This window comes from Streptomyces sp. WAC03905 (genome assembly GCF_057371075.1).
This window is the reverse complement of sequence record NZ_JBXYDZ010000003.1, coordinates 6,314,941-6,341,256: the sequence shown is the minus strand read 5'-3', so window position 1 is coordinate 6,341,256 and position 26,316 is coordinate 6,314,941. Positions and strand designations below refer to the sequence as shown.

Here is a 26,316-nt window from a genome sequence, read left to right as displayed (position 1 = left end):
CTTTCGTACGGGCTGCTAGTCGCGGGCCGCGGTCAGGTGCTCCGCGTGCTCCTGGAGGGAGCGGACGCCCACGTCGCCGCGGTTGAGCGCGTCGATGCCCTGGACGGCCGCGGCGAGTGCCTGGACCGTGGTCAGGCACGGGACGCCGCGCGCCACGGCGGCGGTGCGGATCTCGTAGCCGTCGAGGCGGCCGCCGGTGCCGTACGGGGTGTTGACGATCAGGTCGACCTGGCCGTCGTGGATGAGCTGGACGATGGTCTTCTCGCCGTTCGGGCCCTCGCCCTCGCTGAGCTTGCGCACCACGGTGACGTTGATGCCGTTGCGGCGCAGGACCTCGGCGGTGCCGGAGGTGGCCATCAGCTCGAAGCCGTGGGCGACGAGCTCGCGGGCCGGGAAGATCATCGAGCGCTTGTCGCGGTTGGCCACGGAGATGAAGGCGCGGCCCTTGGTGGGCAGCGGGCCGTAGGCGCCGGCCTGGGACTTGGCGTAGGCGGTGCCGAAGACGGCGTCGATGCCCATGACCTCGCCGGTGGAGCGCATCTCCGGGCCGAGGACCGTGTCCACGCCGCGGCCGTGGATGTCGCGGAAGCGCGACCACGGCATGACGGCCTCCTTGACGGAGATCGGCGCGTCGATCGGCAGGGTGCCGCCGTCGCCCGTCTTCGGGAGCAGGCCCTCCTCGCGCAGTTCGGCGATGGTGGCGCCGAGCGAGATGCGGGCGGCGGCCTTCGCGAGGGGGACGGCGGTGGCCTTCGAGGTGAAGGGCACGGTCCGGGAGGCGCGCGGGTTGGCCTCCAGGACGTAGAGGATGTCGCCGGCCATCGCGAACTGGATGTTGATCAGGCCGCGGACGCCGACGCCCTTGGCGATGCCCTCGGTGGAGGCGCGCAGGCGCTTGATGTCGTAGCCGCCGAGGGTGATCGGGGGCAGGGCGCAGGCCGAGTCGCCGGAGTGGATGCCGGCCTCCTCGATGTGCTCCATGACGCCGCCGAGGTAGAGCTCGTTTCCGTCGTAGAGGGCGTCGACGTCGATCTCGATGGCGTCGTCGAGGAAGCGGTCGACCAGCACGGGGCGGGTCGGGGAGATCTCGGTGGACTCCGCGATGTACGACTCCAGGCGGGTCTCGTCGTAGACGATCTCCATGCCGCGGCCGCCGAGCACGTAGGACGGGCGGACCAGGACCGGGTAGCCGATCTCGTCGGCGATCGCCTTGGCGCCGGCGAAGGTGGTGGCCGTGCCGTGCTTGGGGGCGGGCAGGCCGGCCTCGGCGAGGACGCGGCCGAAGGCGCCGCGGTCCTCGGCGGCGTGGATGGCCTCCGGGGAGGTGCCCACGACGGGGACGCCGTTGTCCTTGAGGGCCTGGGCGAGGCCCAGGGGGGTCTGGCCGCCGAGCTGGACGACGACCCCCGCGATGGGGCCGGCCAGGGACTCGGCGTGGACGATCTCCAGCACGTCTTCCAGCGTCAGCGGCTCGAAGTACAGGCGGTCGGAGGTGTCGTAGTCGGTGGAGACGGTCTCCGGGTTGCAGTTGACCATCACGGTCTCGTAGCCGGCGTCGCTGAGGGCGAAGGAGGCGTGGACGCAGGAGTAGTCGAACTCGATGCCCTGGCCGATGCGGTTCGGGCCGGAGCCCAGGATGATGACCGCGGGCTTGGTGCGCGGGGCGACCTCGGACTCCTCGTCGTAGGAGGAGTAGAAGTACGGGGTCTTCGCGGCGAACTCGGCGGCGCAGGTGTCGACCGTCTTGTAGACCGGGCGGACGCCGAGGGCGTGGCGGACCTCGCGGACGACGTCCTCGCGCAGGCCGCGGATCTCGGCGATCTGGGCGTCGGAGAAGCCGTGCCGCTTGGCCTCGGCGAGCAGCGCGGGCTCCAGCTTCTCGGCGCCGGCGAGCTCGTCGGCGATCTCCTTGATGAGGAAGAGCTGGTCGACGAACCAGGGGTCGATCTTCGTGGACTCGAAGACCTCCTCCTGGGTGGCACCGGCGCGGATGGCCTGCATGACGGTGTTGATGCGGCCGTCGGTGGGGCGCACGGCGGTGGCGAGGAGCTCGTCCTTGTCGCCGGGCTCGCCGACGAAGGTGAACTGCGAGCCCTTCTTCTCCAGGGAGCGCAGGGCCTTCTGGAGGGCCTCGGTGAAGTTGCGGCCGATGGCCATGGCTTCGCCGACCGACTTCATGGTGGTGGTGAGGGTGGCGTCGGCGACCGGGAACTTCTCGAAGGCGAAGCGCGGGGCCTTGACGACGACGTAGTCGAGGGTCGGCTCGAAGGAGGCCGGGGTCTTCTCGGTGATGTCGTTGGGGACCTCGTCGAGCGTGTAGCCGATGGCCAGCTTGGCGGCGATCTTGGCGATCGGGAAGCCGGTGGCCTTCGACGCGAGCGCCGAGGAGCGCGAGACGCGCGGGTTCATCTCGATGACGATGACGCGGCCGTCGACCGGGTCGATCGCGAACTGGATGTTGCAGCCGCCGGTGTCGACGCCGACCTCGCGGATGATCGCGATGCCGATGTCGCGCAGCCGCTGGTACTCGCGGTCGGTGAGCGTCATGGCGGGGGCGACGGTGATGGAGTCGCCGGTGTGGACGCCCATCGGGTCGAAGTTCTCGATGGAGCAGACGACGACCACGTTGTCCTTGGTGTCGCGCATCAGCTCCAGCTCGTACTCCTTCCAGCCGAGGATGGACTCCTCCAGGAGCACCTCGGTGGTCGGGGAGAGCGTGAGGCCCTGGCCGGCGATGCGGCGCAGTTCGTCCTCGTCGTGGGCGAAGCCGGAGCCGGCGCCGCCCATGGTGAAGGAGGGGCGGACGACGACGGGGTAGCCGCCGAGGGTGTCGACGCCCTTCAGGACGTCGTCCATGGAGTGGCAGATGACCGAGCGGGCGGACTCGCCGTAGCCGATCTTGGCCTTGACGGCCTCCACGACGCCCTTGAAGAGGTCGCGGTCCTCGCCCTTGTTGATGGCCTCGACGTTGGCGCCGATGAGCTCGACGCCGTACTTCTCCAGCACGCCCTGCTCGTGCATGGAGATGGCGGTGTTCAGCGCGGTCTGGCCGCCCAGGGTGGGGAGCAGCGCGTCGGGGCGCTCCTTCGCGATGATCTTCTCGACGAACTCGGGGGTGATCGGCTCGACGTACGTGGCGTCGGCGATCTCCGGGTCGGTCATGATCGTCGCGGGGTTGGAGTTGACCAGGATGACGCGCAGGCCCTCGGCCTTGAGTACGCGGCAGGCCTGGGTGCCGGAGTAGTCGAACTCCGCGGCCTGGCCGATGACGATCGGGCCGGAGCCGATGACCAGGACGGACTGGATATCGGTGCGCTTAGGCACGCTCGGCCTCCATCAGGGATACGAAACGGTCGAAGAGGTACGCGGCGTCGTGCGGGCCGGCGGCAGCTTCGGGGTGGTACTGGACGGAGAAGGCCGGCTGGTCGAGCAGCTGGAGACCTTCGACGACCTGGTCGTTCAGGCAGACGTGGGAGACCTCGGCGCGGCCGTAGGGGGTCTCGGAGACCTTGTCGAGGGGCGCGTCCACGGCGAAGCCGTGGTTGTGCGCGGTGACCTCGACCTTGCCCGTGGTGCGGTCCTGGACCGGCTGGTTGATCCCCCGGTGGCCGTACTTCAACTTGTAGGTGCCGAAGCCGAGCGCGCGGCCGAGGATCTGGTTGCCGAAGCAGATGCCGAAGAGCGGGGTCCTGCGCTCCAGGACGCCCTGCATGACGGCGACGGGGCCGTCGGCGGTGGCCGGGTCGCCCGGGCCGTTGGAGAAGAACACGCCGTCCGGGTTCACCGCGTACACGTCCTCGACGGTGGCGGTGGCGGGCAGCACGTGGACCTCGATGCCGCGCTCGGCCATGCGGTGCGGGGTCATGCCCTTGATGCCGAGGTCGACGGCGGCGACGGTGAAGCGCTTCTCGCCGATCGCGGGGACGACGTACGTCTCCTTGGTGGCGACCTCCGCGGAGAGGTTCGCGCCCTTCATCTCGGGCTGGGAGCGGACCTTGGCCAGGAGGGCCTCGTCGCGGATGCCGGTCCAGGCCTCGCCGGAGAAGATGCCGACGCGCATGGCGCCGCGCTCGCGCAGGTGCCGGGTCAGGGCGCGGGTGTCGACGCCGGAGATGCCGACGACGCCCTGCCGGACGAGTTCCTCGTCCAGTGTGCGCCGGGAGCGCCAGTTGGACGGGACGCGGGCGGGGTCGCGGACGACGTAGCCGGAGACCCAGATGCGGGAGGACTCGGGGTCCTCGTCGTTGACGCCGGTGTTGCCCACGTGCGGGGCGGTCATCACGACGACCTGCCGGTGGTACGACGGGTCGGTGAGGGTCTCCTGGTAGCCGGTCATGCCGGTGGAGAACACGGCCTCGCCGAAGGTCTCCCCCACTGCGCCGTAGGCGCGGCCGCGGAAGATGCGGCCGTCCTCCAGGACGAGTACGGCGGGAGCTTTGGCTGCTCCCCTGGTGGAGGTCGTCATCGTTCGGCGCCTTCCGTCGTGATGGATGGGTTCATGAGGTTGATCGCTTCGACCCAGGCGGCGTGTTCGGCCGCCCGGTCGGAGCGGAATCCGGAGTCGATCAGCTTGTCGCCGTGCGCCCATGTGACGACGAGCAGACCGCCCTCGGTGAGTACCTTGCCCGCGATTCCCTTGTCGAGGCGGGCGCCGCGCAGCTGCGCGGCCGGTACGAAGAAGTCGTTCGCACCCGGTCGGACCACGTCCAGGCCCGCGTCGGTGAGCGTGAGCTCGACCCGGCTGCGGAGGCCCAGACCGTGGGCGACGATCCGGTCGAGCCACTGCCCGGCGGTGGTGGAGCCGTGGTACCGGCCGGTCAGGGCCAGGCGGTGCGCGGGGAGGCCGTCGGGGGTGGTCGGGAGCTCGGGCAGATCGTTCTGCAGGGCCCCTCGCCACTTCCAGCCCTGCCGCATCAGCCAGTACACGAACGCGATGAAGACGACCAGGCCGACCACCCACGCGATGCGTGCGCCGACCTCGGTCACCTCCGCCGACTGTCGTTCGGCGGCCTCGGCGGCCAGTTGGATCACTGCAGGTGTCACGCCAGTTTCCCGTCCACGACCGTTGCCCGGCCCCGCAGGAAGGTGTGAGTGACGCGTCCCGGAAGCTCACGGCCCTCGTAGGGCGTGTTGCGGCTCCGGGAGGCGAAGTGTGCGGGGTCCACGACACCACGGTACGAGGTATCGACCAAGGTCAGGTTCGCGGGTTCACCTGCCGAGACGGGACGGCCGTGGCCCGCGAGGCCGCCGATGCGCGCCGGGGCGAAGGACATCCGCTCCGCGACGCCCGCCCAGTCGAGGAGTCCGGTCTCCACCATCGTCTGCTGGACGACGGAGAGCGCGGTCTCCAGGCCGACCATGCCCATGGCGGCGGCGGCCCACTCGCAGTCCTTGTCCTCGTGCGGGTGCGGGGCGTGGTCGGTGGCGACGATGTCGATCGTGCCGTCGGCGAGGGCCTCGCGCAGGACCGTGACGTCGCGCTCGGTGCGCAGCGGCGGGTTGACCTTGTAGACCGCGTTGTAGGAGCGGACCAGCTCGTCGGTGAGGAGCAGGTGGTGGGGGGTGACCTCGGCGGTCACGTCGATGCCGCGGGACTTGGCCCAGCGGACGATCTCGACGGAGCCGGCGGTGGAGAGGTGGCAGATGTGGACGCGGGAGCCGACGTGCTCGGCCAGGAGGACGTCGCGGGCGATGATCGACTCCTCGGCGACGGCGGGCCAGCCGCCGAGGCCGAGCTCGGCGGAGACGATGCCCTCGTTCATCTGGGCGCCCTCGGTGAGGCGGGGCTCCTGGGCGTGCTGGGCGACGACGCCGCCGAAGGCCTTCACGTACTCCAGGGCGCGGCGCATGATCACGGCGTCGTCGACGCACTTGCCGTCGTCGGAGAAGACGGTGACGCGGGCGGCGGACTCGTGCATGGCGCCCAGCTCGGAGAGCTGCTTGCCCTCCAGGCCGACGGTGACGGCGCCGATGGGCTGCACGTCGCAGTAGCCGGACTCCTTGCCCAGGCGCCAGACCTGCTCGACGACGCCGGCGGTGTCGGCGACCGGGAAGGTGTTCGCCATGGCGAAGACGGCGGTGTAGCCGCCGGAGGCTGCGGCGCGGGTGCCGGTCAGGACGGTCTCGGAGTCCTCGCGGCCGGGCTCGCGCAGGTGGGTGTGCAGGTCGACGAGGCCGGGGAGGAGGACCTGGCCCTCGGCCTCGATGACGGTCGCGCCCTCGGCGGAGAGGTTCCGGCCGACCTCGGCGATGGTCTCGCCGTCGATCAGGACGTCCTGCGCCTCGCCGCCGAGTACCTTCGCGCCACGGATAAGGATCTTGCTCATGGTTACTTGGTCTCCTCGGTACGGGCGGGGGCGGCGGGGGTGGTCGTGACGGCGGGCTCGGAGCCCCCGAGCAGCAGGTAGAGGACGGCCATCCGGGTGGAGACGCCGTTGGCGACCTGCTCGACGGCCGTGCAGCGGTCGGAGTCGGCGACCTGGGCGGTGATCTCCATGCCGCGGTTCATCGGCCCGGGGTGCATCACGATGGCGTGCTCGGGCATCTTGGCCATGCGGTCGCCGTCGAGGCCGTAGCGGCGGGAGTACTCGCGCTCGGTCGGGAAGAAGGCCGCGTTCATGCGTTCGCGCTGCACACGGAGCATCATCACCGCATCCGACTTCGGCAGCACGTCGTCGAGGCTGTACGAGACCTCGCACGGCCAGGTCTCGACGCCGATCGGGACCAGCGTGGGCGGGGCCACCAGGGTGACCTCGGCGCCGAGGGTGTGCAGGAGGTGGACGTTGGAACGGGCGACGCGGCTGTGCAGGACGTCGCCGACGATGGTGATGCGGCGGCCGCCCAGGTCCTTGCCGAGGCCGGCGTCGCGGCCGACGAGGCGGCGGCGCATGGTGAAGGCGTCCAGCAGGGCCTGGGTGGGGTGCTCGTGGGTGCCGTCGCCGGCGTTGACGACGGCGGAGTCGATCCAGCCGGAGGTCGCGAGCCGGTAGGGGGCGCCGGAGGCGTGGTGGCGGATGACGACCGCGTCGGCGCCCATCGCCTCCAGGGTCAGCGCGGTGTCCTTCAGCGATTCGCCCTTGGAAACCGAGGAGCCCTTGGCGGAGAAGTTGATGACGTCGGCGGAGAGCCGCTTGGCGGCGGCCTCGAAGGAGATCCGGGTACGGGTCGAGTCCTCGAAGAAGAGGTTGACGACGGTCAGGCCGCGCAGGGTGGGCAGCTTCTTGATCGGCCGGTCCGCGACGCGGGCCATCTCCTCGGCGGTGTCGAGGATCAGGACGGCGTCGTCGCGCGTGAGGTCGGCGGCCGAGATGAGGTGGCGCTTCATCTGGATGGCTCCGTAGGTCGGGAGGGCATGCAGGCGGACGGACGTGCAGGGGTGCGGGCGGGCAGGGCAGGGCTCGGCGCGGACCCCGCCGGGGCCCGTCGTCGTGGTGGGCTACAGCCCTGCTGCCCGGTCGGTCCGCTGGCCGAGCAGCACGGCGTCACGGCCGTCCTCCTCCTGGAGCTGGACCTTGACGGTCTCCCGCAGCGATGTGGGGAGGTTCTTGCCGACGTAGTCGGCGCGGATCGGCAGCTCGCGGTGGCCGCGGTCGACGAGGACCGCGAGCTGGACGGCGCGCGGGCGGCCGAGGTCGCCGAGGGCGTCGAGCGCGGCGCGGATGGTGCGGCCGGAGAAGAGGACGTCGTCGACGAGGACGACGAGGCGGCCGTCGAGGTCGTCACCGGGGATCTCGGTGCGGCCGATGGCGCGGGCGGGCTTCATCCGCAGGTCGTCGCGGTACATGGTGATGTCGAGGGAGCCGACCGGGATCTTCGTGCCGGTGATCTCTTCGAGCTTGGCCGCAAGCCGGCGGGCCAGGTACACACCGCGGGTGGGGATGCCGAGGAGCACCACGTCGTCGGCGCCCTTGGCGCGTTCGACGATCTCGTGGGCGATACGGGTCAGGACCCGTGCGATGTCCTGCGCCTCCAGCACGGGGCGCGCGGAATCGGAGTTCTGCTGGGCGTCCATGAAAAGGACCTCCTTCTCCGCCTCACGGGACGGACCTTAAAGGACGTCTGATGTACGTCTCCCACGGTACCAGGGCAGCGGCGGTGGCCCGGCACCCGGGGCCGGCGCGGGGGCGTCCACGGCCCCGCTGGCGCCGCCTTCGCGGGGGGACGAAGACCATTCGGCTTGACGCACCCAAGTAACGCTGCGTAACCTCACAGTGAGTTACCAGCCGCGCGGCGCAGCCGCACAGTTATGCAGTCGCAGTGTCCATGCAGTCACAGCGTCACAGCGTCCGGGAGCGTTATGTCCAGCGAATACGCCAAACAGCTCGGGGCCAAGCTCCGCGCCATCCGCACCCAGCAGGGCCTTTCCCTCCACGGTGTCGAGGAGAAGTCGCAGGGCCGTTGGAAGGCCGTGGTGGTCGGGTCGTACGAGCGCGGGGACCGCGCCGTGACCGTCCAGCGCCTGGCCGAGCTGGCGGACTTCTACGGGGTGCCGGTGCAGGAACTGCTGCCGGGCACGACTCCCGGCGGTGCGGCCGAGCCGCCGCCGAAGCTGCGCCTCGACCTGGAGCGTCTGGCGGGCGTCCCCGCAGAGAAGGCCGGCCCGCTGCAGCGTTACGCGGCGACGATCCAGAGCCAGCGCGGTGACTACAACGGCAAGGTGCTGTCGATCCGCCAGGACGACCTGCGCACCCTGGCCGTCATCTACGACCAGTCGCCGTCGGTCCTGACCGAGCAGCTGATCAGCTGGGGCGTGCTGGACGCGGACGCCCGTCGCGCGGTGGCGCACGAGGACGTCTGATCCTCGGACCGCACACCAGCAGAAACGTTTACCGGTGGGTGCCGGGCTCTTGCGGGGGCCGGGTGCCCACCGGTTTTTCGTGCCCGCCGCCCTCACCCCGCGCCCCTGCGGCCGTCGGACGGCTGGGTCCGGCGACATCGGAAGGGCCCGCAGCGCGTGCGCTGCGGGCCCTTCCGAATGGCGGTGCCGGTGCTGCCGTCGGCGGCGTGCGGTCAGCTCTCGCTGCGCCGCAGGCTGGCCTTGAGGTCCTTGAACCGGGCCAGCAGCCCGTTCACGAACGAGGGGGACTCGTCCGTCGAGAACTCCTTGGCGAGCTGGACGGCCTCGTCGATGGCCACGGCGTCCGGGGTGTCGTCCACCCAGATCAGCTCGTAGGCACCGAGCCGCACGATGTTCCGGTCCGCGACCGGCATGCGGTCGAGGTCCCAGTCCACGGCGTAGGTGACGATCAGGTCGTCGATGCGGTTCACCTTGTCGGCGTAACCCTCGACGAGATCCATCGTGAAGGCGCTGACCGGCGGCTGCCGGTCGTCCGACCGCGCGTGGCGGATCCAGTCCGCGAGGACCTCGCGGACGGACACCCCGCGCTGGTCGGCCTCGAAGAGGATCTGGAAGGCGCGCTTGCGCGCGTTGCTCCGGGCAGCCACGGTTAGCTGTTCACCCGGCCGAGGTAGGCGCTGGTGCGGGTGTCGACCTTGATCTTCTCGCCCGTGGTGACGAAGAGCGGGACCTGGATCTCGTGGCCGGTCTCCAGCTTGGCGGGCTTGGTGCCGCCGGTGGAGCGGTCGCCCTGGACGCCCGGGTCGGTGTGCTCGATGGTCAGCTCGACGGCGGCCGGGAGCTCAACGTAGAGCACCTCGCCCTCGTGCTGCGCCACGGAGGCGGTGAAGCCCTCGATGAGGAAGTTGGCGGTGTCGCCGACGGCCTTCTTGTCGACCATCAGCTGGTCGTAGGTCTGCATGTCCATGAAGACGAAGTACTCGCCGTCCATGTACGAGAACTGCATGTCACGGCGGTCGATGGTGGCCGTCTCGACCTTCGTGCCGGCGTTGAAGGTCTTGTCGACGACCTTGCCGGAGAGCACGTGCTTGAGCTTGGTGCGCACGAAGGCCGGGCCCTTGCCGGGCTTGACGTGCTGGAACTCGACGACGGACCAGAGCTGGTCACCGTCGAGCTTGAGCACCATGCCGTTCTTGAGGTCGTTCGTGGAAGCCACGGTTGCGGAATCTCCTGCACTGGAAGACCACGGGTGCGCGCACTACCCGGCAGTGCGGGCTAGAGCGCGAGCAGCTCCTTGGTCGTAATGGTGAGTAGCTCGGGACCGCCGTCCGCCTCGGGGCGTACGACGAGCGTGTCATCGATCCGGACACCTCCCCGGCCGGGGAGGTGAACCCCCGGTTCGACGGTGACCGGCACGCAAGCGTCCAGTTTACCCATTGCCGTAGGTGCAAGCTGCGGGTCCTCGTCGATTTCGAGGCCGACCCCGTGTCCCGTCCATGGAGCGAGGGCTTCCGCGTGCCCCGCGGAGTCCAGTACGGACCGGGCCGCGTGGTCCACTTCCCGGTAGGCGGCCCCCGGCAGGAGCGCCTCCCGGCCCGCCCGCTGGGCGGTGAAGACGCAGTCGTAGAGCTCGATCTGCCAGTCGGCCGGGGTGGTGCCGATGACGAAGGTCCGGCCGATCTCGCAGCGGTAGCCACGGTAGTTGGCGCCCAGGCAGACGGAGAGGAAGTCCCCCTCCTCCACCCTGCGGTCGGAGGGCCGGTGCCTCGACCGGCCGCTGTGCGGGCCGGTGCCGACGGAGGTCGGGAAGGCCGGGCCGTCCGCGCCGTGGTCGACGAGCCGGCGCTCCAGCTCCAGCGCGAGGTGGCGTTCGGTGCGCCCGACGAGGATGGACTCCAGCAGCTCGCCCAGGGCCTGGTCGGCGATCTCGGCGGCAATCCGCAGGCAGGCGATCTCGCCCTCGTCCTTGACGAGGCGCTGCTGCTCGACCGCGTTGCCGAGGTCGGCGAGGCGCAGCTTGGGCGCGACGGACCGCAGCGCCCGGTGCCGGGCGACGGTGAGGTGGTGCTCCTCCACGGCGAGCGAGTCGGCCCGTACGGCCGAGGCGGCGTCGGCCGCCGCGACGGCGGGGTCTCCACCGCGGCCGGCCAGCACGGTGACCCGGAGGTGCTCGTCCAGGCGACCCTCGTCGGCCTCGCCGGTGGGGGCGCCGGCGCAGAACATCGCGTCCTCGGTCGGCCCGACGAGCAGTACGGCGCCGAGCGGTGACGCCCCGGAAAGGTAGCGGACGTTCGCCGGACGCGTGATCAGCGCTGCGGCGTTCCCCGCGGCGGCGCATCGGTCGCGAAGCAGGCCCCGACGGGCGGCGTACACGTCTGACATGTCTTCGAGGGTACGAGCGCCCTGCGGATCCGGCCCGGCGAGCGCGTCCGGACGAGGCGCGGTACGGCGGGCCGCCCGCCCCCGTTCCCGGCCCGGCCCGCCGGGCCGCACCTCTGGACCGCTACCAGCCGTTGGGGGCCGGAAGGGCTCTGGCCAGGGCCTCGTCGAGGGCGCGGGCGGTGCCTTCGACGTCGAGGTGGGAGTTGTCGATGATCGGCAGTCCGGATCCGTACCAGCCCGCCATGCGGCCGTGGATGCGGGCGACCTCCTCGTCGGAGAGTCGGCGGTTGCCGGAGCGTTCGGCGTTGCGCTCCAGGACGATCTCCAGGCCGGGCAGCAGCACGACCGGCAGCAGCGTGGGGCCCACGTGCCGCTTCCAGCCGCCCAGTCCCACCACGGGCCGGTCGGGGAAGACGGCGTCGTCGAGGATGCAGGAGATGCCGTTGGCCAGGTAGTTGCGGGCCGCGAAGCCGCAGGTGCGGCGGGCGAGCCGGTACTGGGCCTCGGAGTGCTCGTTCCAGCCGGCCTGCGGGTCGGCGAAGCCGGAGCAGACCCATTCGCGGACGTCGTCCAGGCTGACGTGGGCGGTCGGCACGGGACGGGTGCTGGCCCAGTGCCGGGCCACGGTCGTCTTGCCCGCCCCGGCGGGCCCGATCAGCAGGACGGCGAGCACGGCGCCGCCGGTTCCCGCCACCGCGGGCGGCAGCGGGATGTGCCCGGTGGTCTCCGGTACGGGCGCCACCGGGGGCGGCGGGGCCGGCGCCTGGTGCGGGGACGGGGCCTGCTGCTGGGCCGGCGGCGGGGGCGGGTGCGCACCCGGCCAGCCCTGGGCCGGGGGTATGGGCGGCTGCGGGGGCGCCGGACGCTGCCCCGGCTGCCCCCAGCCCCCGCCACCCACTCCTTGGTGCATCCGCTGCCACTCCGTCTCGTTCCTGCGACTGATGCGAGAACGTTATATGACCGCGGAGGCCCGGCCGTCCACCAGGCCACCGGGCGGGTGTGTCAGGAGTCGATCTCTTCCGCCAGCGCACGCAGCGCCAGCCGGTAGGAGCCGATCCCGAAGCCCGCCACCGTCCCGGTGGCCACGGGTGCGATGACCGAGGTGTGCCGGAACTCCTCGCGGGCGTACGGGTTCGAGATGTGCACCTCGATCAGCGGCGCCGTGCGCTGCGCGGCCGCGTCCCGCATGCCGTACGAGTAGTGGGTGAAGGCCCCGGGGTTGATGACCACGGGGATCTTCCCGTCCGCCGCCTCGTGCAGCCAGCGGATGATCTCGCCCTCGTCATTGGTCTCGCGGACCTCTACGTCGAAGCCGAGCTCCTCGCCCAGGGAGCGGCAGCTCTCCACCAGGCCCGCGTACGAGGTGGCCCCGTACACGTCGGGCTCGCGCGAGCCGAGACGGCCCAGGTTCGGGCCGTTCAGCACGAGGACGGGGCGGCTCACGCCGACACCTCGCCGTAGGCGGCGATCAGGTGCGCCGGGTCGGGGCCCTCCAGGACGGTCGGCTTGCCCAGGCCGTCGAGGACGATGAAGCGCAGCAGGTTGCCGCGGGACTTCTTGTCGACCTGCATGGTCTGGAGCAGCTTGGGCCACTGGTCGCCGCGGTAGGTCAGCGGCAGGCCTACGGAGGCGAGGACCTCCTTGTGCCGGTCGGCTGTCGCGTCGTCGAGGCGGCCGGCGAGCCGGCCGAGTTCGGCGGCGAAGACCATGCCGACGGAGACGGCCGCGCCGTGCCGCCACTTGTAGCGCTCGTTCTTCTCGATGGCGTGCGCGAGGGTGTGGCCGTAGTTGAGGATCTCGCGGAGTCCCGACTCCTTGAGGTCGCTGGAGACGACGTCGGCCTTGACCCGGATGGAGCGCACGATCAGTTCGGCGGTGTGCGGACCGGCGGGCGTGCGGGCCGCCTGCGGGTCCTCCTCGATCAGGTCGAGGATCACCGGGTCGGCGATGAAGCCGGCCTTGATGATCTCGGCGAGGCCGCTGACGTAGTCGTTGACCGGCAGCGACTCCAGCGCGGCCAGGTCGCACAGAACGCCGGCGGGCGGGTGGAAGGCGCCCACGAGGTTCTTGCCCTCGGCGGTGTTGATGCCGGTCTTGCCGCCGACGGCCGCGTCCACCATCGCCAGGACGGTGGTCGGTACGGCGACCCAGCGCACGCCGCGGAGCCAGCCGGCCGCCACGAAGCCCGCGAGGTCGGTGGTGGCTCCGCCGCCGACGCCGACGATGACGTCGGTGCGGGTGAAGCCGGACTGGCCCAGCGCCTTCCAGCAGTAGGCGGCGACCTCGACCGTCTTGGCCTCCTCGGCGTTCGGCACCTGGATGGCGACCGCCTCGTAGCCCTGGTCGGCGAGGTCGTCGCGCAGTGCCTCACCGGTCGAGGCGAGGGCCTCGGGGTGGATGACGGCGACCCGCTGGGCCTTCGTACCGATCAGGGAGCCGAGCTCGCCGAGCAGCTGCTGCCCGACCAGCACGTCGTACGGGTCATGGCCGGCGCTTCCGCCGACGTGGATCCGCGTCACCTGGTCTGTCATACGTCCTTCAACTCCAGAGCGTCGAGGACCGCCTGGGCGACCTCTTCGGGGGTGCGGTCGTCGGTGGCCACGACGACGCGAGCGACTTCGGTGTAGAGGGGGCGCCTGGCCTCCATCAGCTCGCGCCACTGGCGGCGCGGGTTGACGGCGAGCAGCGGGCGGGCGGCGCCGAGGCCCACGCGCCGTACCGCTTCCTCGACGTCCATCGAGAGGTAGGCGACGGGCAGACCGGTCAGCAGCGCGCGGGTGCCCGCGTCGAGGACGGCGCCGCCGCCGAGGGCGAGGACTCCGGTGTGTCCGGAGACGGCGGCCGCGACGGCCTGCCGTTCCAGCTCGCGGAAGTACGGCTCGCCCTCGTCGACGAAGATGTCGGAGATCGGCCGCCCCTGGGCGCTGACGATGTCGGCATCGGTGTCCCGGTAGGGGACGCCGAGCCGCTCGGCGAGCAGCGCCCCCACCGTGGACTTGCCGGACCCCATGGGCCCGACGAGGACGACGAGCGGTCCGGCCGTCACCGGATCTGCAGGTTGTCGAGGTAGGAGCGGACGTTGCGGCGGGTCTCGGGGACCGAGTCGCCGCCGAACTTCTCGACGACGGCGTCGGCCAGCACGAGGGCGACCATCGCCTCGGCGACGATGCCGGCGGCCGGCACGGCGCAGACGTCGGAGCGCTGGTGGTGGGCGACGGCCGCCTCGCCGGTGGCGACGTCGACGGTGGCGAGGGCGCGCGGGACGGTCGCGATGGGCTTCATCGCGGCGCGGACGCGGAGCAGCTCGCCGGTGGTCAGGCCGCCTTCGGTGCCGCCGGAACGGCCGGAGGTGCGCTTGATGCCCTCGGGGGTGGAGACGATCTCGTCGTGCGCCTTGGAGCCGGGCACCCGGGCGAGTTCGAAGCCGTCGCCGACCTCGACGCCCTTGATGGCCTGGATGCCCATGAGGGCGGCGGCGAGGCGGGCGTCGAGACGGCGGTCCCAGTGGACGTGGGAGCCGAGGCCGACCGGGACGCCGTAGGCCAGCACCTCGACGACGCCGCCGAGGGTGTCGCCGTCCTTGTGGGCCTGGTCGATCTCCGCGACCATCGCCTTCGAGGCGTCGGCGTCGAGGCAGCGCACCGGGTCGGCGTCGAGCCGGTCGACGTCGGCGGGGGTCGGGTAGACGCCGTAGGGCGCCTTGGCCGCGGCCAGCTCGACGACGTGGGAGACGATCTCGATGCCGGCGACCTCCTTGATGAAGGAGCGGGCGACGGCGCCGAGGGCGACGCGGGCGGCGGTCTCACGGGCGCTGGCGCGCTCCAGGATCGGCCGGGCCTCGTCGAAGCCGTACTTCTGCATGCCCGCGAGGTCGGCGTGGCCGGGGCGCGGACGGGTCAGCGGCGCGTTGCGGCCGGTGTCCTTGAGCAGCGAGGGGTCGACCGGGTCGGCCGACATGACGGTCTCCCACTTCGGCCACTCGGTGTTGCCGATCATGACCGCGACCGGTCCGCCCTGGGACAGGCCGTGGCGGACACCGCCGAGGAAGGTGATCTCGTCCTGCTCGAACTTCATGCGGGCACCGCGGCCATAGCCGAGCCGGCGCCTGGCCAGGTGATCGGCCACCAGCTCGGTGGTGACCGGGACGCCGGCGGGAAGACCCTCCAGCGTCGCGACCAGTGCCGGTCCGTGCGACTCTCCCGCGGTCAGCCAACGCAACCTGCTCAACGATGCTCCTCATGCTCGCGCCTGGTACTGCGACGGCGCGATCGGGTGCGCGGCCCGGACCCGCCTCACCCGAATCCTCCCACGTCCGGAACGGTTTCTTGGGCCCCGGTCCAGCTGTCGGACGCCCCGGTGGTCAGCGGACCGGGCTGCGGCGGCCGCGGAGCCGGCTGACGGCGGTCCACGGACCCACGGAACCGACGGGTCCGGGGAGGACGGCCGCGACGTCACCGCCGGGTGACAGCCGGGATGTCAGTGGGCTCCCGACAGGGCCGCCAGGCCCGCTCGCCGCATCACTTCGAGCGGCGCCGGGGAACGGCCGGTCATCTGCTCGACCTGGAGGACCGCCTGGTGCACGAGCAGGTCCAGGCCGCCCAGGAGCTTTCCGCCGCGCTGCGACCAGGCCGCGGCGAGGGCGGTCGGCCAGGGGTCGTAGAGGACGTCGAACAGGGTGCCCGGCGCGGCCGGGACGGCCGCGGCCAGTGCGTCGGTGGCTCCCGCCGGGGTGGTCGCGATGACCAGGGGCGCCTCCAGCGCCGCGGCCGCCCCGGACCAGTCGGCCGTGCGGACGGGGACGCCGAGCCGCTCGCCCCACTGCCGCATCTCGTCGGCGCGCGCCGAGGAGCGGACGTAGGCCGTGACCTCGCCGGTGCAGATCCGCGAGAGGGCGGCCAGCGCCGAGGAGGCCGTGGCCCCGGCGCCGAGGACGGCGGCCGAGGGCACCTTCTCGACGCCGCGCTCGTGGAGCGCGGCGACGATGCCGGGGATGTCGGTGTTGTCACCGAGGCGCCGGCCGTCCCGCGTGAGGACGACCGTGTTGACGGCCTCGACGGCGGCGGCCGTGTCGCTGACGCCGTCCAGCAGCGGGATGACCGCCCGCTTGAGCGGCATGGTCAGCGACAGCCCGGCCCACTCGGGGCCGAGCCCCGAGACGAACCCGGGGAGCGCGGCCTCGTCGATCTCGAAGCGGTCGTAGGACCAGTTGTCGAGGCCGAGCTCCCGGTAGGCGGCACGGTGGAGCACCGGTGAGAGCGAATGCTCGATGGGCGAACCCAGCACCGCGGCCCGTATCCGTGTCATGTCCTGCTACCCGCCGTTCTTCTGCTTCTGCCGTTCCTGGAACTCCGCGACGAGCTTGAGGTGCTCGTCGTAGGTCTTGGTGAAGGTCGTCGTGTTGCCGTCGACCGACACGAAGAACATCCAGCCACCGTGGTCCGGGTTGAGCGTAGCGGTCAGCGCGTCCATGCCCGGGTTCCCGATGGGGCCGACCGGCAGCCCCTTGATGAAGTGGGTGTTGTACGGGTTGTTGAACGCCTGGGCTTCCTTGAGGTTGAAGTTGATCTCGCTCTGGTTCTTGACGTAGTTGTACGTCGAGTCGAACTCGATCTTCTGGTTCGTGACGTCGTTGGTCTTCTTCATGCGGTTGTAGACGACCTCGGACATCTTGCGGAAGTCGTCGTGGTTCTTGCCCTCGGCGTTGACGAGGCTGGCGACCGTGACGACCTGGAGCGGGTTCTCCAGCCCCAGCTCCTTGGCCTTGGCCTCGATGCCCAGCTCCGCGTACTTGTCGGAGGCGTTCTTGACCATCAGCTTGAGCAGCGACTCGGGGGTGCTGTCCTTGCTCAGGTCGTAGCGCGTCGGGAACAGGAAGCCTTCGAGCGGGTCGATGAGCTTGGGGTTGTTGCCGGCCCAGGCGGGCAGCCCCAGGTTCTTGGCCTCGCGCTGGGCGATCTCCTTCGTGGTGCCCTCGGGCTTGCCCAGCTTCTTGTCGATCGCCTCGTACACCTTGGAGTTGCGCATGCCCTCGGTGACGGTGATGACGTTCAGCTTGGTGGGGTCGATCATCAGCGCGACGGCGGCCGCACCCGACATCTTCTTGTTCATCGGGTAGACGCCGGGCTGGATGGACTTGCCCTTGGGGTTGGCGTTGGCCGCGTCGACGAACGCCTGGGCGCTGGCGACGACGCCCGCCTCCTTGAGGATGCGGCCCATCTGCCCCAGGCCCGCGCCCTTGGGGATCTCGACGTCCACGACCTCGCCGGCGCCCTCGCCCGCGAAGTCCTCGGCGGGCGCGAACCTCACCTTGATGTAGTTGTAGCCGTAGTAGCCGCCACCGCCGAGCACGCCCAGGATGACCACGGCGGCGAGCAGGCAGGCCGTGCCGCTGCGCTGCTTCTTGCCGCCCTTGGGCGTACGGCCGCCGCGACGGCCCGCGGGCTCGTCGCCCTCGGCGTCGTCGTCGCCGTCGCGACCGCCCGCACCGCCGACGGGGAGGTCCGTCTCGGGCTCCTCCTCCTCGACCGGTTCCGGTTCCAGGTGGCGCCGGCCCGGGGGCTGCGGCGGCGGGTAGGCCTCCGGCGTGCCGTAGAGGTCGGGGGTCTCGCCCGGGTATCCGGCCGACGGGTGCTGCGCGTAGTCCGCGCCCGCGTACGGGTCGGTCTGCACCGCCGCCGTGTACTGGCCCTGGCCGGTGTCCCAGCCCTGGCTGTCGTACACCGGCTGCTGGGGCTGCCCCTGCTGGGCGTACTGCTGCGGCGCCTGCTGCGGGTGCTGGGCCTGCTGCGGGGCGTACCCCTGCTGGGGCTGTGCGTACTGCTGCTGCGCGTACGGCTGCTGCTGGTACTCGGGGTACTGCTGGTACTCCTGGTACTGCGGCTGCTGGGGGTACTGCTGCTGGTACTGGGGCTCCTGCTGGTACTCCTGCTGCGGGGCACCGTTGTACGGCACCTGGCCCTGCTGGGTCTGGTGCCCGGTCCACCCCTGGTCCCCGTACAGGGGGTCCTCGGGGTGCCAGGGTTCGGGGCCACGGCCCCGGCCATACTCAGTCATCGGTCCCCTAGAGCCGCGAGACGCAGGGCCACGGACCTCTTCGTCCCTGGCGCCCGGTTCCGCCTCTTTGACGGTGGGCGACGGCTGTTCGAATGCCGTCTCATCGCGCGGAACGTTACCGTATCGCGATCAGACAACCACTTCGACGCACTCGCCAGGCGGATTACCTGATACCCGTTCGGTCTCAAGAGCGTTCTGGAGGATCACCACAGCGGCGGCCTGGTCGATCACCGACCGCCCCTTCTTCGCGTTCCTGCCGGAGGCCCGCAGACCCTGGGCGGCAGTGACCGTGGTCATCCGCTCGTCCACCAGACGGACCGTCACCGGCTTGATGCCCTTGGCGAGTTCACCCGCGAAGGCGCGCACCTTGGCCGCGGCCGGCCCCTCCCGCCCGCTGAGCGAGCGGGGGAGGCCGACCACGACTTCGAGGGGCTCGTACTCCTCGACGAGCTGCCGCAGCCGCCGGTGGGCGAAGGGGATGTCCCGGCCCGGAACGGTTTCCACCGGTGTGGCCAACACCCCGTCGGGGTCGCAGGACGCGACCCCGATCCGGGCGTCCCCGACGTCGATGGCCAGTCGGCGGCCGCGGCGCAGTGTCATCGTCAGGCCGTCTCGACGACGAGGCGCTCGACGGCGCTGATGGCGTCGGGGACGGCTGCCGGGTTCTGGCCGCCGCCCTGGGCGACGTCCGGCTTGCCGCCACCGCCGCCGCCGAGGGTCTTGGCGGCGGTGCGGACCAGGTCACCGGCCTTGAAGCCGCGCTCGCGGGCGGCCTCGTTGGTGGCGATGACGGTCAGCGGGCGGTCGTTCGCCACGGTGAAGAGGGCCACGACGGCCGGCCGGTCACCGGGGATGCGGCCGCGGACGTCGAGGACCAGCTTGCGCAGGTCGTCGGCGCCGGTGCCGTCCGGGACCTGGCCCACGACGAGGGCCACGCCCTTGATGTCCTGGGCGTTCTGGGCGAGACCGGCGGCGGCCTGGAGGACCTTCTCCGCGCGGAACTTCTCGATCTCCTTCTCGGCGTCCTTCAGCTTACCGAGCATCGAGGCGATCTTCTCCGGCAGCTCCTCCGGGCGGCCCTTGACCAGCTCCTGGAGCTGGGCGACGACCGTGTGCTCCTTGGCGAGGAAGTTGTACGCGTCCACGCCCACCAGGGCCTCGACGCGGCGCACGCCGGAGCCGATGGAGGACTCGCCGAGCAGCTTCACCAGTCCCAGCTGGGCGGTGTTGCCCACGTGGGTGCCGCCGCACAGCTCCTTGGAGAAGTCGCCGATGGTCACGACGCGCACGCGCTCGCCGTACTTCTCGCCGAACTCGGCGATGGCGCCCTGCTTCTTCGCCTCGTCGATGCTCATGATCTCGGCGGTGACGTCGAGCTCGCGCGAGAGCACGTCGTTGATCTTCTGCTCGACGTCGGTGAGGACCGAGCCGGGGACGGCGTTCGGGGAACCGAAGTCGAAGCGGAAGCGGCCGGGGCTGTTCTCGGAGCCGGCCTGGGCGGCCGTGGGGCCGAGGGCGTCGCGCAGCGCCTGGTGGGTCAGGTGCGTGGCCGAGTGGGCGCGGGCGATGGCCCGGCGGCGGTTCACGTCGATGGCGGCGTACGCCGACGCGCCCACCGTCACCTCGCCGACCTGGACGGACCCCTTGTGCACGGAGACGCCCGGTACCGGCTGCTGCACGTCGCGGACGACGATGACCGCGCCCGAGTCGAGCTTGATCCGGCCCTGGTCGGCGAGCTGGCCGCCGCCCTCGGCGTAGAAGGGGGTGCGGTCGAGGACGACCTCGACGTCGTCGCCCTCGGAGGCGGCGGGCGCGGAGACGCCGTTCACCAGCAGGCCGACGATGGTGGACTCGCCCTGGTTGGTGGCGTAGCCGGTGAACTCGGTGGCGCCGGCGCCGTCGGCGATCTCCCGGTAGGCGGACATGTCCGCGTGGCCGGTCTTCTTGGCCTTGGCGTCGGCCTTGGCGCGGTCGCGCTGCTCCTGCATCAGGCGGCGGAAGCCGGGCTCGTCCACGGAGAGGCCCTGCTCGGCGGCCATCTCCAGGGTGAGGTCGATCGGGAAGCCCCAGGTGTCGTGGAGCAGGAACGCCTTGTCGCCGGACAGGACCGTGCCGCCGGCGGCCTTGGTCTCGGTCACGGCGGTGTCGAGGATGTTGGTGCCGCCCTTGACGGCCTTCAGGAAGGCGGCTTCCTCGGCGAGCGCGACGGTCTCGATGCGCTTGCGGTCGGTGACCAGCTCCGGGTACTGCTGACCCATCGTGTTGATCACGACGTCGACGAGGTCCTGGACGACCGGGCCCGTGGCGCCCATGAGGCGCATGTTGCGGATGGCGCGGCGCATGATGCGGCGCAGCACGTAGCCGCGGCCCTCGTTGCCGGGGGTGACGCCGTCGCCGATGAGCATGACGGAGGTGCGGATGTGGTCGGCGACCACGCGCATCGACACGTCGGTGTTCTGGGCGGCCCCGTAGCGCACGCCGGTGAGCTCGGTGGCCTTGTCCATGACCACGCGCAGGGTGTCGGTCTCGTACATGTTCTGCACGCCCTGCAGGATCATCGCGAGGCGTTCCAGGCCGAGGCCGGTGTCGATGTTCTTGGACGGCAGGTCGCCGAGGATCGGGAAGTCCTCCTTGCCGTCACCGGCGCCCCGCTCGTACTGCATGAAGACGAGGTTCCAGATCTCGACGTACCGCTCGTCGTTGACGGCCGGGCCGCCCTCGACGCCGAACTCGGGGCCGCGGTCGTAGTTGATCTCGGAGCAGGGGCCGCAGGGGCCGGGCACGCCCATGGACCAGAAGTTGTCCTTCTTGCCCAGGCGCTGGATGCGCTCGGCGGGGACGCCGATCACGTCGCGCCAGATCGTCTCGGCCTCGTCGTCGTCGAGGTAGACGGTGATCCAGAGCTTCTCCGGCTCCAGGCCGTAGCCGCCGTCCGCCACGGAGCTGGTGAGCAGCTCCCAGGCGTACTTGATGGCGCCTTCCTTGAAGTAGTCGCCGAAGGAGAAGTTGCCGCACATCTGGAAGAACGTGCCGTGGCGGGTGGTCTTGCCGACCTCTTCGATGTCGGGCGTACGGACGCACTTCTGCACGCTGGTGGCGCGCGGGGCCGGCGGCTTGGTCTCACCGAGGAAGTACGGCTTGAACGGCACCATGCCCGCGTTGACCAGCAGCAGAGTCGGGTCGTCCGCGATGAGCGACGCCGAAGGGACAACGGCGTGACCGCGCTCCTCGAAGAAGCTCAGCCAGCGGCGGCGGATTTCAGCCGACTCCATCAGTGGTCCTCATTCCGGTTGTACGAAAGCTTTGGTCGGTGGTCGATCTGGTCGTTCTCGATGGCCCGCAGCCGCCGCGGCCCGGGGAGGGCGGTGACGTTGTCGGGCCGGTCGGGGTCCTGGTGGAGCCCCAGTGCATCGTTCAGCTCGTCCTCGCGCTGTGTCATTCCCGCTTTGACGTCGAGGGCGAAGTCCTTGAGGCGGTGACCCGCCTCGACGGCCTTGTCGGCGGCCTGGGCCGCGAGGCTCTCCGGAGTCAGCTTCTTGAGCTGACGGTTGACCTTGGTGGTGGCCCACACGCCGGCGGCTGCGCCTGCGGTGAACCAGAAGGCTCGGCGGAACATCGGCGTCTCAGTCCTTCTGCTTCCGGCGCCGGGCGGCCGGCACCGTTCGGCCAACGATCACAGTACGGCGGGATGCCCTCGGCGGCACACCGCCCGGGGCGGCGTCCCCCTTGCCCAGCGCCTTGCGGACGCCGTAGCCGAAGGCCGCGACCTTCACGAGCGGTCCCCCGAAGGCGGTGGCCACGGTGGAGGACAGCGCGGAGGCGTTGGAGGTGACCTCCTGGACGTCGCTCGCGATGGCGTCGACCCGGTCGAGCTGGGTGCGCGCGGAGCGGACGGTGCTGGAGGCGTCGGCCAGGAGCGGTACAGCCTGGTCGGTCACTTCGGACACCAGCTTGGTGGTCGCCCTGAGCACCTGGGCCAGCCGCACCAGGGCGACGGCGAGGAAGGAGATCAGGATGGCCCAGAAGACGGCCACGATGATCCCGGCCACCTCTACACCGGACACGTCACACCGCTCTCTGTCTGTACCCGAACCGCCGGCGGCAGCGATTCCTACAAATGGTCCTCCGACCCTATCGCGCCGGGGATACCCGGCCGTACCCGAATTCGGGGTCGGGGCGACACGTCTTGGACGCAGCGCATCCGGACCAGTACGCTCCGTGTCCCATGCGACAGAGACCCCTTCGACATGCCGCCCGGGGCAATCTTCCCTCGGAGCTGAGCGGGTTCATCGGGCGGGGTGCCGAACTCGCCGAGGTGGGGCGGCTCCTGGACACCTCTCGGCTGGTGACCGTGACCGGTGTGGGCGGGGTGGGCACGTCCCGGCTGGTGCTCGCGGCGGCCCGGTCGGCCGCCGAAGGGGCGCAGGAGGCGCACGCGCCGGGGCAGGAACGCTACTGCGACGGCGTCTGGCTGGCCGAACTGGCCGGCGTCCGGGATCCGGCGCTGCTGGAGCTGACGCTCTCGGAGGCGCTCGGGCTGACGGACCACACCACCCGGCCCCCGCGGACCGTGCTGGTTGAACACCTGGCGGGCAGGCGGCTGCTGCTGGTCCTGGACGGCTTCGAGCAGCTGGTGGACGAGACGGCGGGGCTGGTACGCGAGCTGCTGCTGCGCTCCCCCGGCCTGCGGGTGCTCGCGGCGGGCCGGCGCCCGCTGGGCGTGGAGGGCGAGCGGACGTACCCCCTCGCGCCGCCCGCCCCGGAGGAGGCGCTGGCGCTGCTGGTGGCGCGGGCGTCCGCCGCGGACCCCGGGTTCGCGGTGACGGACGCCAACCGGGGCGAGCTGATGGAGGTGTGCGCGCGGCTGGACGGGATCCCGCTGGCGCTGGAGCTGGCGGCGGGCCGGCTGCGGACGCTGTCCCCGGCCCAGGTGCTCGCCCGGCTGGAGGACCCCTTCGGGCTGCTGACGGGCGGTGCGCGTGGCGGCCTGCCCCGGCACCGGGCGCTGCGGACGGCCGTCGGCTGGAGCCACGAGCTGTGCACTCCGGCGGAGCGGCTGCTGTGGGCGCGGCTGTCGGTGTTCGCCGGGCAGTTCGACCTCGATGCCGCCGAGTACGTGTGCGCCGGCCCCGACCTGCCGGTGGAGGGGGTGCTCGACCTGGTGGGCGAGCTGCTCGCCCAGTCGCTGCTGGTCCGGGAGGAGACGGCCGCGGGGGTGCGCTTCCGGATGCTGGAGACCGTACGGCTGTACGGGGCGGGCTGGCTGGAGTCGCTGGGTGACGCGGTGCGGCTGCGGCGGCGGCACCGGGACTGGTACATGGGGCTCGCGACGTGGTGCGAGCTGGACTGGTTCAGTCCGCGCCAGCACGAGGTGGCCGCGCTGGTGGAGGCGGAGCTGCCGAACCTGCGGCTCGCCCTGGAGTGCTGCCTGGAGGAGCCGGACGAGCTGCACCTGGGCCAGTACCTGGCGGGCACTCTGTGGTTCTTCTGGGCGGGCTGCGGGCGCCTGGCGGAGGGCCGGCACTGGCTGGACCGGACCCTGGACCCTCCGGGCGGGACGGGGGTGACGGAGTACGAGAGCTCGCGGCTGAAGGCCCTGTGGGTGCTGGGTTACGTGGCGGCGCTGCAGGGCGACGCGACGGCCTCGATGTGCGCGCTGTACGAGTGCCGCGACGGTGCGGCGCGCAGCGGGAACCGGGTGGCGGCGGCGTACGCGGTGCACCGGCTGGGCTGCCTCGCCCTGGTCTCGGACGACATGGGCCGGGCCCGGGAACTGCTCGGCGAGGCGCTGGAGCAGTACCGGGCGGCCGGGGAGTTGAACAGCAACGTGCTGATGTGCCAGGTGGAGCTGGGGATGGCGCTGGCCTTCCTCGGGGACCTGCCGGGCGCGCTCGCGCTGTGCGGGGAGGTCCGGGAGATCTGCGAGGAGCGCGGGGAGCGCTGGACGAAGGCGTACGCGCTCTACGTGCTGGCGTACGCGGCCCTGGACGGGGGCGCGGCGCAGGAGGCCCGGCGGCTGCTGAGCGAGTGCGTGGAGATCAACCACGCGTTCCACGACCTGGTCGGGCTGGTCCTCGCGCTGGAGCTGCTGGCGCTGGTCACCGTCGCGGAGGGCGATCCGGCCGAGGCCGCGGTGCTGCAGGGCGCGGCGGAGCCGATGTGGGGCGGGGTGGGGCTGCGGCTCTTCGGCTCGGGGTACTTCAACGCGCCGCGGCTGATGTGCCGGGAGCGGGCGGGCGAGCTGCTGGGCCCCGACCGCTACGCGGCGCACGCGGCCGAGGGCCGGGAGCTGGACCGGGAGGCGCTGGTGGTGCGGGCGCTGCGGGGCGCGGCGCGGGTGCCGCGGCCGGCCGAGCGGGGCGCGGTGCCGGGTCCGCGGGTCGCGCGCAGCACGGCGCCGGCGGACCAGCCGTAGCGGGCGGGCCGGAAACGGAAAACCCGCCGCCCCGTGGAGGGGGCGGCGGGTTTCCACCAGCCTGTGAGGGCTACGCCTGCCGGTGGATCAGCGGGCGTAGTACTCGACGACGAGCTGCTCGTCGCAGATGACCGGGATTTCCTTGCGGTTCGGGTCACGGTCCAGGCGGAAGGCCAGGGCCTTCAGGTTGACCTGCAGGTAGCGCGGGGTCTCGCCCTCGCCTGCGTAGCCACCCTCACGGGCGACCTGGAACGGAACCTTCTCGCGGCTGCGCTCGCGCACGGTGATGACGTCGTCCGGGCGGACACGGAACGACGGCTTGTCGACCTTGCCACCGTTGACCTCGATGTGGCCGTGAACGACCATCTGGCGGGCCTGGTAGATGGTGCGGGCGATGCCCGAACGCAGGACCAGGGCGTCGAGGCGACGCTCGAGCTCGACGACCAGCGCCTCGCCCGTCTTGCCCTCGGCCTTCTTGGCGCGGTCGTACGCGCGGGCCATCTGGCGCTCGGAGATGTCGTACTGAGCGCGCAGACGCTGCTTCTCCAGCAGACGGACCTTGTAGTCCGAGTTCTGCTTGCGGCCACGGCCGTGCTCGCCCGGCGGGTAGGGGCGGGCCTCGAAGTACTTGACGGCCTTCGGCGTCAGGGCGATGCCGAGGGCGCGAGACTTCTTGACCTTGGGTCGCTTCTGGTTCACGGGGAACCTACCTCCATGTAAGTTAGGTGAGGCTTACCTTAGCGAGGAGGACGTAATGTCTCGACCACATGGGATCCCCCTGCCCAGTGCGCAACGCAGTTCGGATTCCAACGAAACAGAATCCGCTTGCGCCGACGATAAGCAAGGTCAGCCGCGTCCCAGGGAAGGCGTTCGGCAGCTCACCGGAGCCGAACGCGTACGAACCCTCGTAGAGTCCAACGCCTCAGTATCCCTCACGCTGATCGGTGCTCGTGACAGTCACGGGTCCGAGGAGTTCGGGACGGGGATGCCGGCCGCGCGGACCGTCACCCCGGACGGGGACGTGATTCTCCTTGTCTCAGGGGAATCCACGGCTGCCAGGGCAGCCGCTCACGCCCAGGACGACGACCTCACCGCCGTGATCGAGATCACGGACGTGGCGCCGGTGTCCGTGCCCCATCGTATCCGAGGCCGTGCGTGGCTGGCCGGGTGGCTGACGCCGGTGCGCGGGGACGACCGCGCGGTCTGCGCCGCGCTGCTCGCGGAGCGGCACCCGGTCGGCGAGCTGCTGGGCCTGGGCGAGTCCCTCGACGCCCCCCACACGGGGCGCCCGGCCTGGATGATGCTGCGCCTGGAGGTCGGCGAGATCACCGTGGACGACCTGTGGGGCGCCGAGCACGTGGACCCCGACGACCTGGCCGCGGCGGAGCCCGACCCGGTCTCCCCGCACGAGGCGGAACTGCTCCAACACCTGCACTCCGCCCACGGCGACCGGATCGGCGAGCTGTGCGGACTGCTCGGCGAGCGCGGGGTGCGCGGCATGACCGCCGTCCCGCTCGCCCTGGACCGGGCCGGTCTGCGCGTCCGCTTCACCGGCGGCCCCTCCGGCGGCTCCTTCGACGCCCGCTTCGACTTCCCCGAGCCGGTCGCGGACATCTGCGGCCTGCGCCGGGCCATGCGCACCCTCTTCTCGGCCGCCTCCCACTGAGGA

General features: G+C 71.4%; 24 protein-coding genes. 3 read left to right on the top strand and 21 right to left on the bottom strand.

Translation table 11 applies throughout. The features are described 5' to 3' along the window. Positions 1-15: 15 nt before the first annotated feature. The 6 genes from carB to pyrR all read right to left on the bottom strand — a co-directional run bounded on the left by carB (position 16) and on the right by pyrR (position 8,011). Positions 16-3,324 (bottom strand): carbamoyl-phosphate synthase large subunit, encoded by a 3,309-nt coding sequence (gene carB / locus AC2RP6_RS31185; protein WP_486449189.1) that lies wholly within the window; start codon positions 3,322-3,324, stop codon positions 16-18. After that, positions 3,317-4,465 (bottom strand): glutamine-hydrolyzing carbamoyl-phosphate synthase small subunit, encoded by a 1,149-nt coding sequence (gene carA, locus AC2RP6_RS31180; protein WP_486449188.1) that lies wholly within the window; start codon positions 4,463-4,465, stop codon positions 3,317-3,319. The genes carB and carA overlap by 8 nt, the downstream gene beginning before the upstream one ends. Then, positions 4,462-5,043 carry a PH-like domain-containing protein gene (locus AC2RP6_RS31175; protein ID WP_486449187.1) on the bottom strand — a complete coding sequence of 194 codons (582 nt, stop codon included), beginning with the start codon at positions 5,041-5,043 and terminating at the stop codon, positions 4,462-4,464. The genes carA and AC2RP6_RS31175 overlap by 4 nt, the downstream gene beginning before the upstream one ends. Next, positions 5,040-6,326 carry a dihydroorotase gene (locus tag AC2RP6_RS31170; protein WP_486449186.1) on the bottom strand — a complete coding sequence of 429 codons (1,287 nt, stop codon included), beginning with the start codon at positions 6,324-6,326 and terminating at the stop codon, positions 5,040-5,042. Before AC2RP6_RS31170 ends, AC2RP6_RS31175 begins: the two co-directional genes overlap by 4 nt. A gap of 2 nt (positions 6,327-6,328) precedes the next feature. Continuing rightward, complete coding sequence (locus AC2RP6_RS31165) at positions 6,329-7,324, bottom strand: aspartate carbamoyltransferase catalytic subunit (RefSeq protein WP_486449185.1); 996 nt, start codon at positions 7,322-7,324, stop codon at positions 6,329-6,331. 111 nt (positions 7,325-7,435) lie between these two features. Then, positions 7,436-8,011, bottom strand: coding sequence for a bifunctional pyr operon transcriptional regulator/uracil phosphoribosyltransferase PyrR (gene pyrR / locus AC2RP6_RS31160; protein WP_486449184.1), 576 nt, complete (start codon positions 8,009-8,011; stop codon positions 7,436-7,438). 285 nt (positions 8,012-8,296) lie between these two features. Here pyrR and bldD point away from each other — a divergent pair, with 285 nt between their 5' ends. Next, on the top strand, positions 8,297-8,797 hold the full coding sequence (bldD, locus tag AC2RP6_RS31155; RefSeq protein ID WP_030026184.1) for a transcriptional regulator BldD: 501 nt from the start codon (positions 8,297-8,299) through the stop codon (positions 8,795-8,797). 212 nt (positions 8,798-9,009) lie between these two features. Here bldD and nusB read toward each other — a convergent pair whose 3' ends face one another. The 14 genes from nusB to AC2RP6_RS31085 form a co-directional block, all read right to left on the bottom strand. Next, on the bottom strand, positions 9,010-9,444 hold the full coding sequence (gene nusB, locus AC2RP6_RS31150; RefSeq protein WP_486449183.1) for a transcription antitermination factor NusB: 435 nt from the start codon (positions 9,442-9,444) through the stop codon (positions 9,010-9,012). Between the two features lie 2 nt (positions 9,445-9,446). Next, positions 9,447-10,013: an elongation factor P gene (gene efp, locus AC2RP6_RS31145; protein WP_030656220.1), complete on the bottom strand. Its 567-nt coding sequence runs from the start codon at positions 10,011-10,013 to the stop codon at positions 9,447-9,449. Between the two features lie 59 nt (positions 10,014-10,072). After that, positions 10,073-11,179: an aminopeptidase P family protein gene (locus tag AC2RP6_RS31140; RefSeq protein WP_053625032.1), complete on the bottom strand. Its 1,107-nt coding sequence runs from the start codon at positions 11,177-11,179 to the stop codon at positions 10,073-10,075. Positions 11,180-11,300: 121 nt separating this feature from the next. Then, positions 11,301-12,089 carry an AAA family ATPase gene (locus AC2RP6_RS31135; RefSeq protein ID WP_486449182.1) on the bottom strand — a complete coding sequence of 263 codons (789 nt, stop codon included), beginning with the start codon at positions 12,087-12,089 and terminating at the stop codon, positions 11,301-11,303. A 92-nt stretch (positions 12,090-12,181) separates the two neighbouring features. Further along, complete coding sequence (aroQ, locus tag AC2RP6_RS31130; protein ID WP_486449181.1) at positions 12,182-12,622, bottom strand: type II 3-dehydroquinate dehydratase; 441 nt, start codon at positions 12,620-12,622, stop codon at positions 12,182-12,184. Continuing rightward, positions 12,619-13,710 (bottom strand): 3-dehydroquinate synthase, encoded by a 1,092-nt coding sequence (aroB, locus tag AC2RP6_RS31125; protein WP_486449180.1) that lies wholly within the window; start codon positions 13,708-13,710, stop codon positions 12,619-12,621. Before aroB ends, aroQ begins: the two co-directional genes overlap by 4 nt. After that, on the bottom strand, positions 13,707-14,225 hold the full coding sequence (locus AC2RP6_RS31120) for a shikimate kinase (RefSeq protein WP_486449179.1): 519 nt from the start codon (positions 14,223-14,225) through the stop codon (positions 13,707-13,709). Before AC2RP6_RS31120 ends, aroB begins: the two co-directional genes overlap by 4 nt. Beyond that, entirely contained in the window at positions 14,222-15,406 is a 1,185-nt protein-coding gene (aroC, locus tag AC2RP6_RS31115) for a chorismate synthase (RefSeq protein ID WP_364851860.1), read from the bottom strand. Before aroC ends, AC2RP6_RS31120 begins: the two co-directional genes overlap by 4 nt. Before the next feature lie 249 nt (positions 15,407-15,655). Beyond that, positions 15,656-16,483: a shikimate dehydrogenase gene (locus AC2RP6_RS31110; RefSeq protein ID WP_486449178.1), complete on the bottom strand. Its 828-nt coding sequence runs from the start codon at positions 16,481-16,483 to the stop codon at positions 15,656-15,658. Between the two features lie 6 nt (positions 16,484-16,489). Continuing rightward, a complete protein-coding gene (gene mltG, locus AC2RP6_RS31105; protein ID WP_486449177.1) occupies positions 16,490-18,232 on the bottom strand; it encodes an endolytic transglycosylase MltG in 1,743 nt (580 codons plus the stop codon). Positions 18,233-18,361: 129 nt separating this feature from the next. Next, the gene (gene ruvX, locus AC2RP6_RS31100; RefSeq protein WP_030656200.1) at positions 18,362-18,832 is read right to left on the bottom strand and encodes a Holliday junction resolvase RuvX; all 471 of its coding nucleotides are present in this window, start codon (positions 18,830-18,832) and stop codon (positions 18,362-18,364) included. A gap of 2 nt (positions 18,833-18,834) precedes the next feature. Next, complete coding sequence (alaS, locus tag AC2RP6_RS31095) at positions 18,835-21,504, bottom strand: alanine--tRNA ligase (protein ID WP_486449176.1); 2,670 nt, start codon at positions 21,502-21,504, stop codon at positions 18,835-18,837. Next, complete coding sequence (locus tag AC2RP6_RS31090; RefSeq protein WP_385914100.1) at positions 21,504-21,848, bottom strand: DUF6167 family protein; 345 nt, start codon at positions 21,846-21,848, stop codon at positions 21,504-21,506. The genes alaS and AC2RP6_RS31090 overlap by 1 nt, the downstream gene beginning before the upstream one ends. A 7-nt stretch (positions 21,849-21,855) precedes the next feature. Then, positions 21,856-22,296: a DUF948 domain-containing protein gene (locus AC2RP6_RS31085; protein ID WP_030656194.1), complete on the bottom strand. Its 441-nt coding sequence runs from the start codon at positions 22,294-22,296 to the stop codon at positions 21,856-21,858. Positions 22,297-22,457: 161 nt separating this feature from the next. Here AC2RP6_RS31085 and AC2RP6_RS31080 point away from each other — a divergent pair, with 161 nt between their 5' ends. Beyond that, a complete protein-coding gene (locus tag AC2RP6_RS31080; RefSeq protein WP_486449175.1) occupies positions 22,458-24,647 on the top strand; it encodes an ATP-binding protein in 2,190 nt (729 codons plus the stop codon). Positions 24,648-24,734: 87 nt separating this feature from the next. Here AC2RP6_RS31080 and rpsD read toward each other — a convergent pair whose 3' ends face one another. Further along, positions 24,735-25,346 carry a 30S ribosomal protein S4 gene (gene rpsD / locus AC2RP6_RS31075; RefSeq protein ID WP_030294564.1) on the bottom strand — a complete coding sequence of 204 codons (612 nt, stop codon included), beginning with the start codon at positions 25,344-25,346 and terminating at the stop codon, positions 24,735-24,737. Positions 25,347-25,401: 55 nt separating this feature from the next. Here rpsD and AC2RP6_RS31070 point away from each other — a divergent pair, with 55 nt between their 5' ends. Continuing rightward, a complete protein-coding gene (locus AC2RP6_RS31070; RefSeq protein ID WP_486449174.1) occupies positions 25,402-26,313 on the top strand; it encodes a DUF2470 domain-containing protein in 912 nt (303 codons plus the stop codon). The last annotated feature ends 3 nt before the right edge of the window (positions 26,314-26,316 follow it).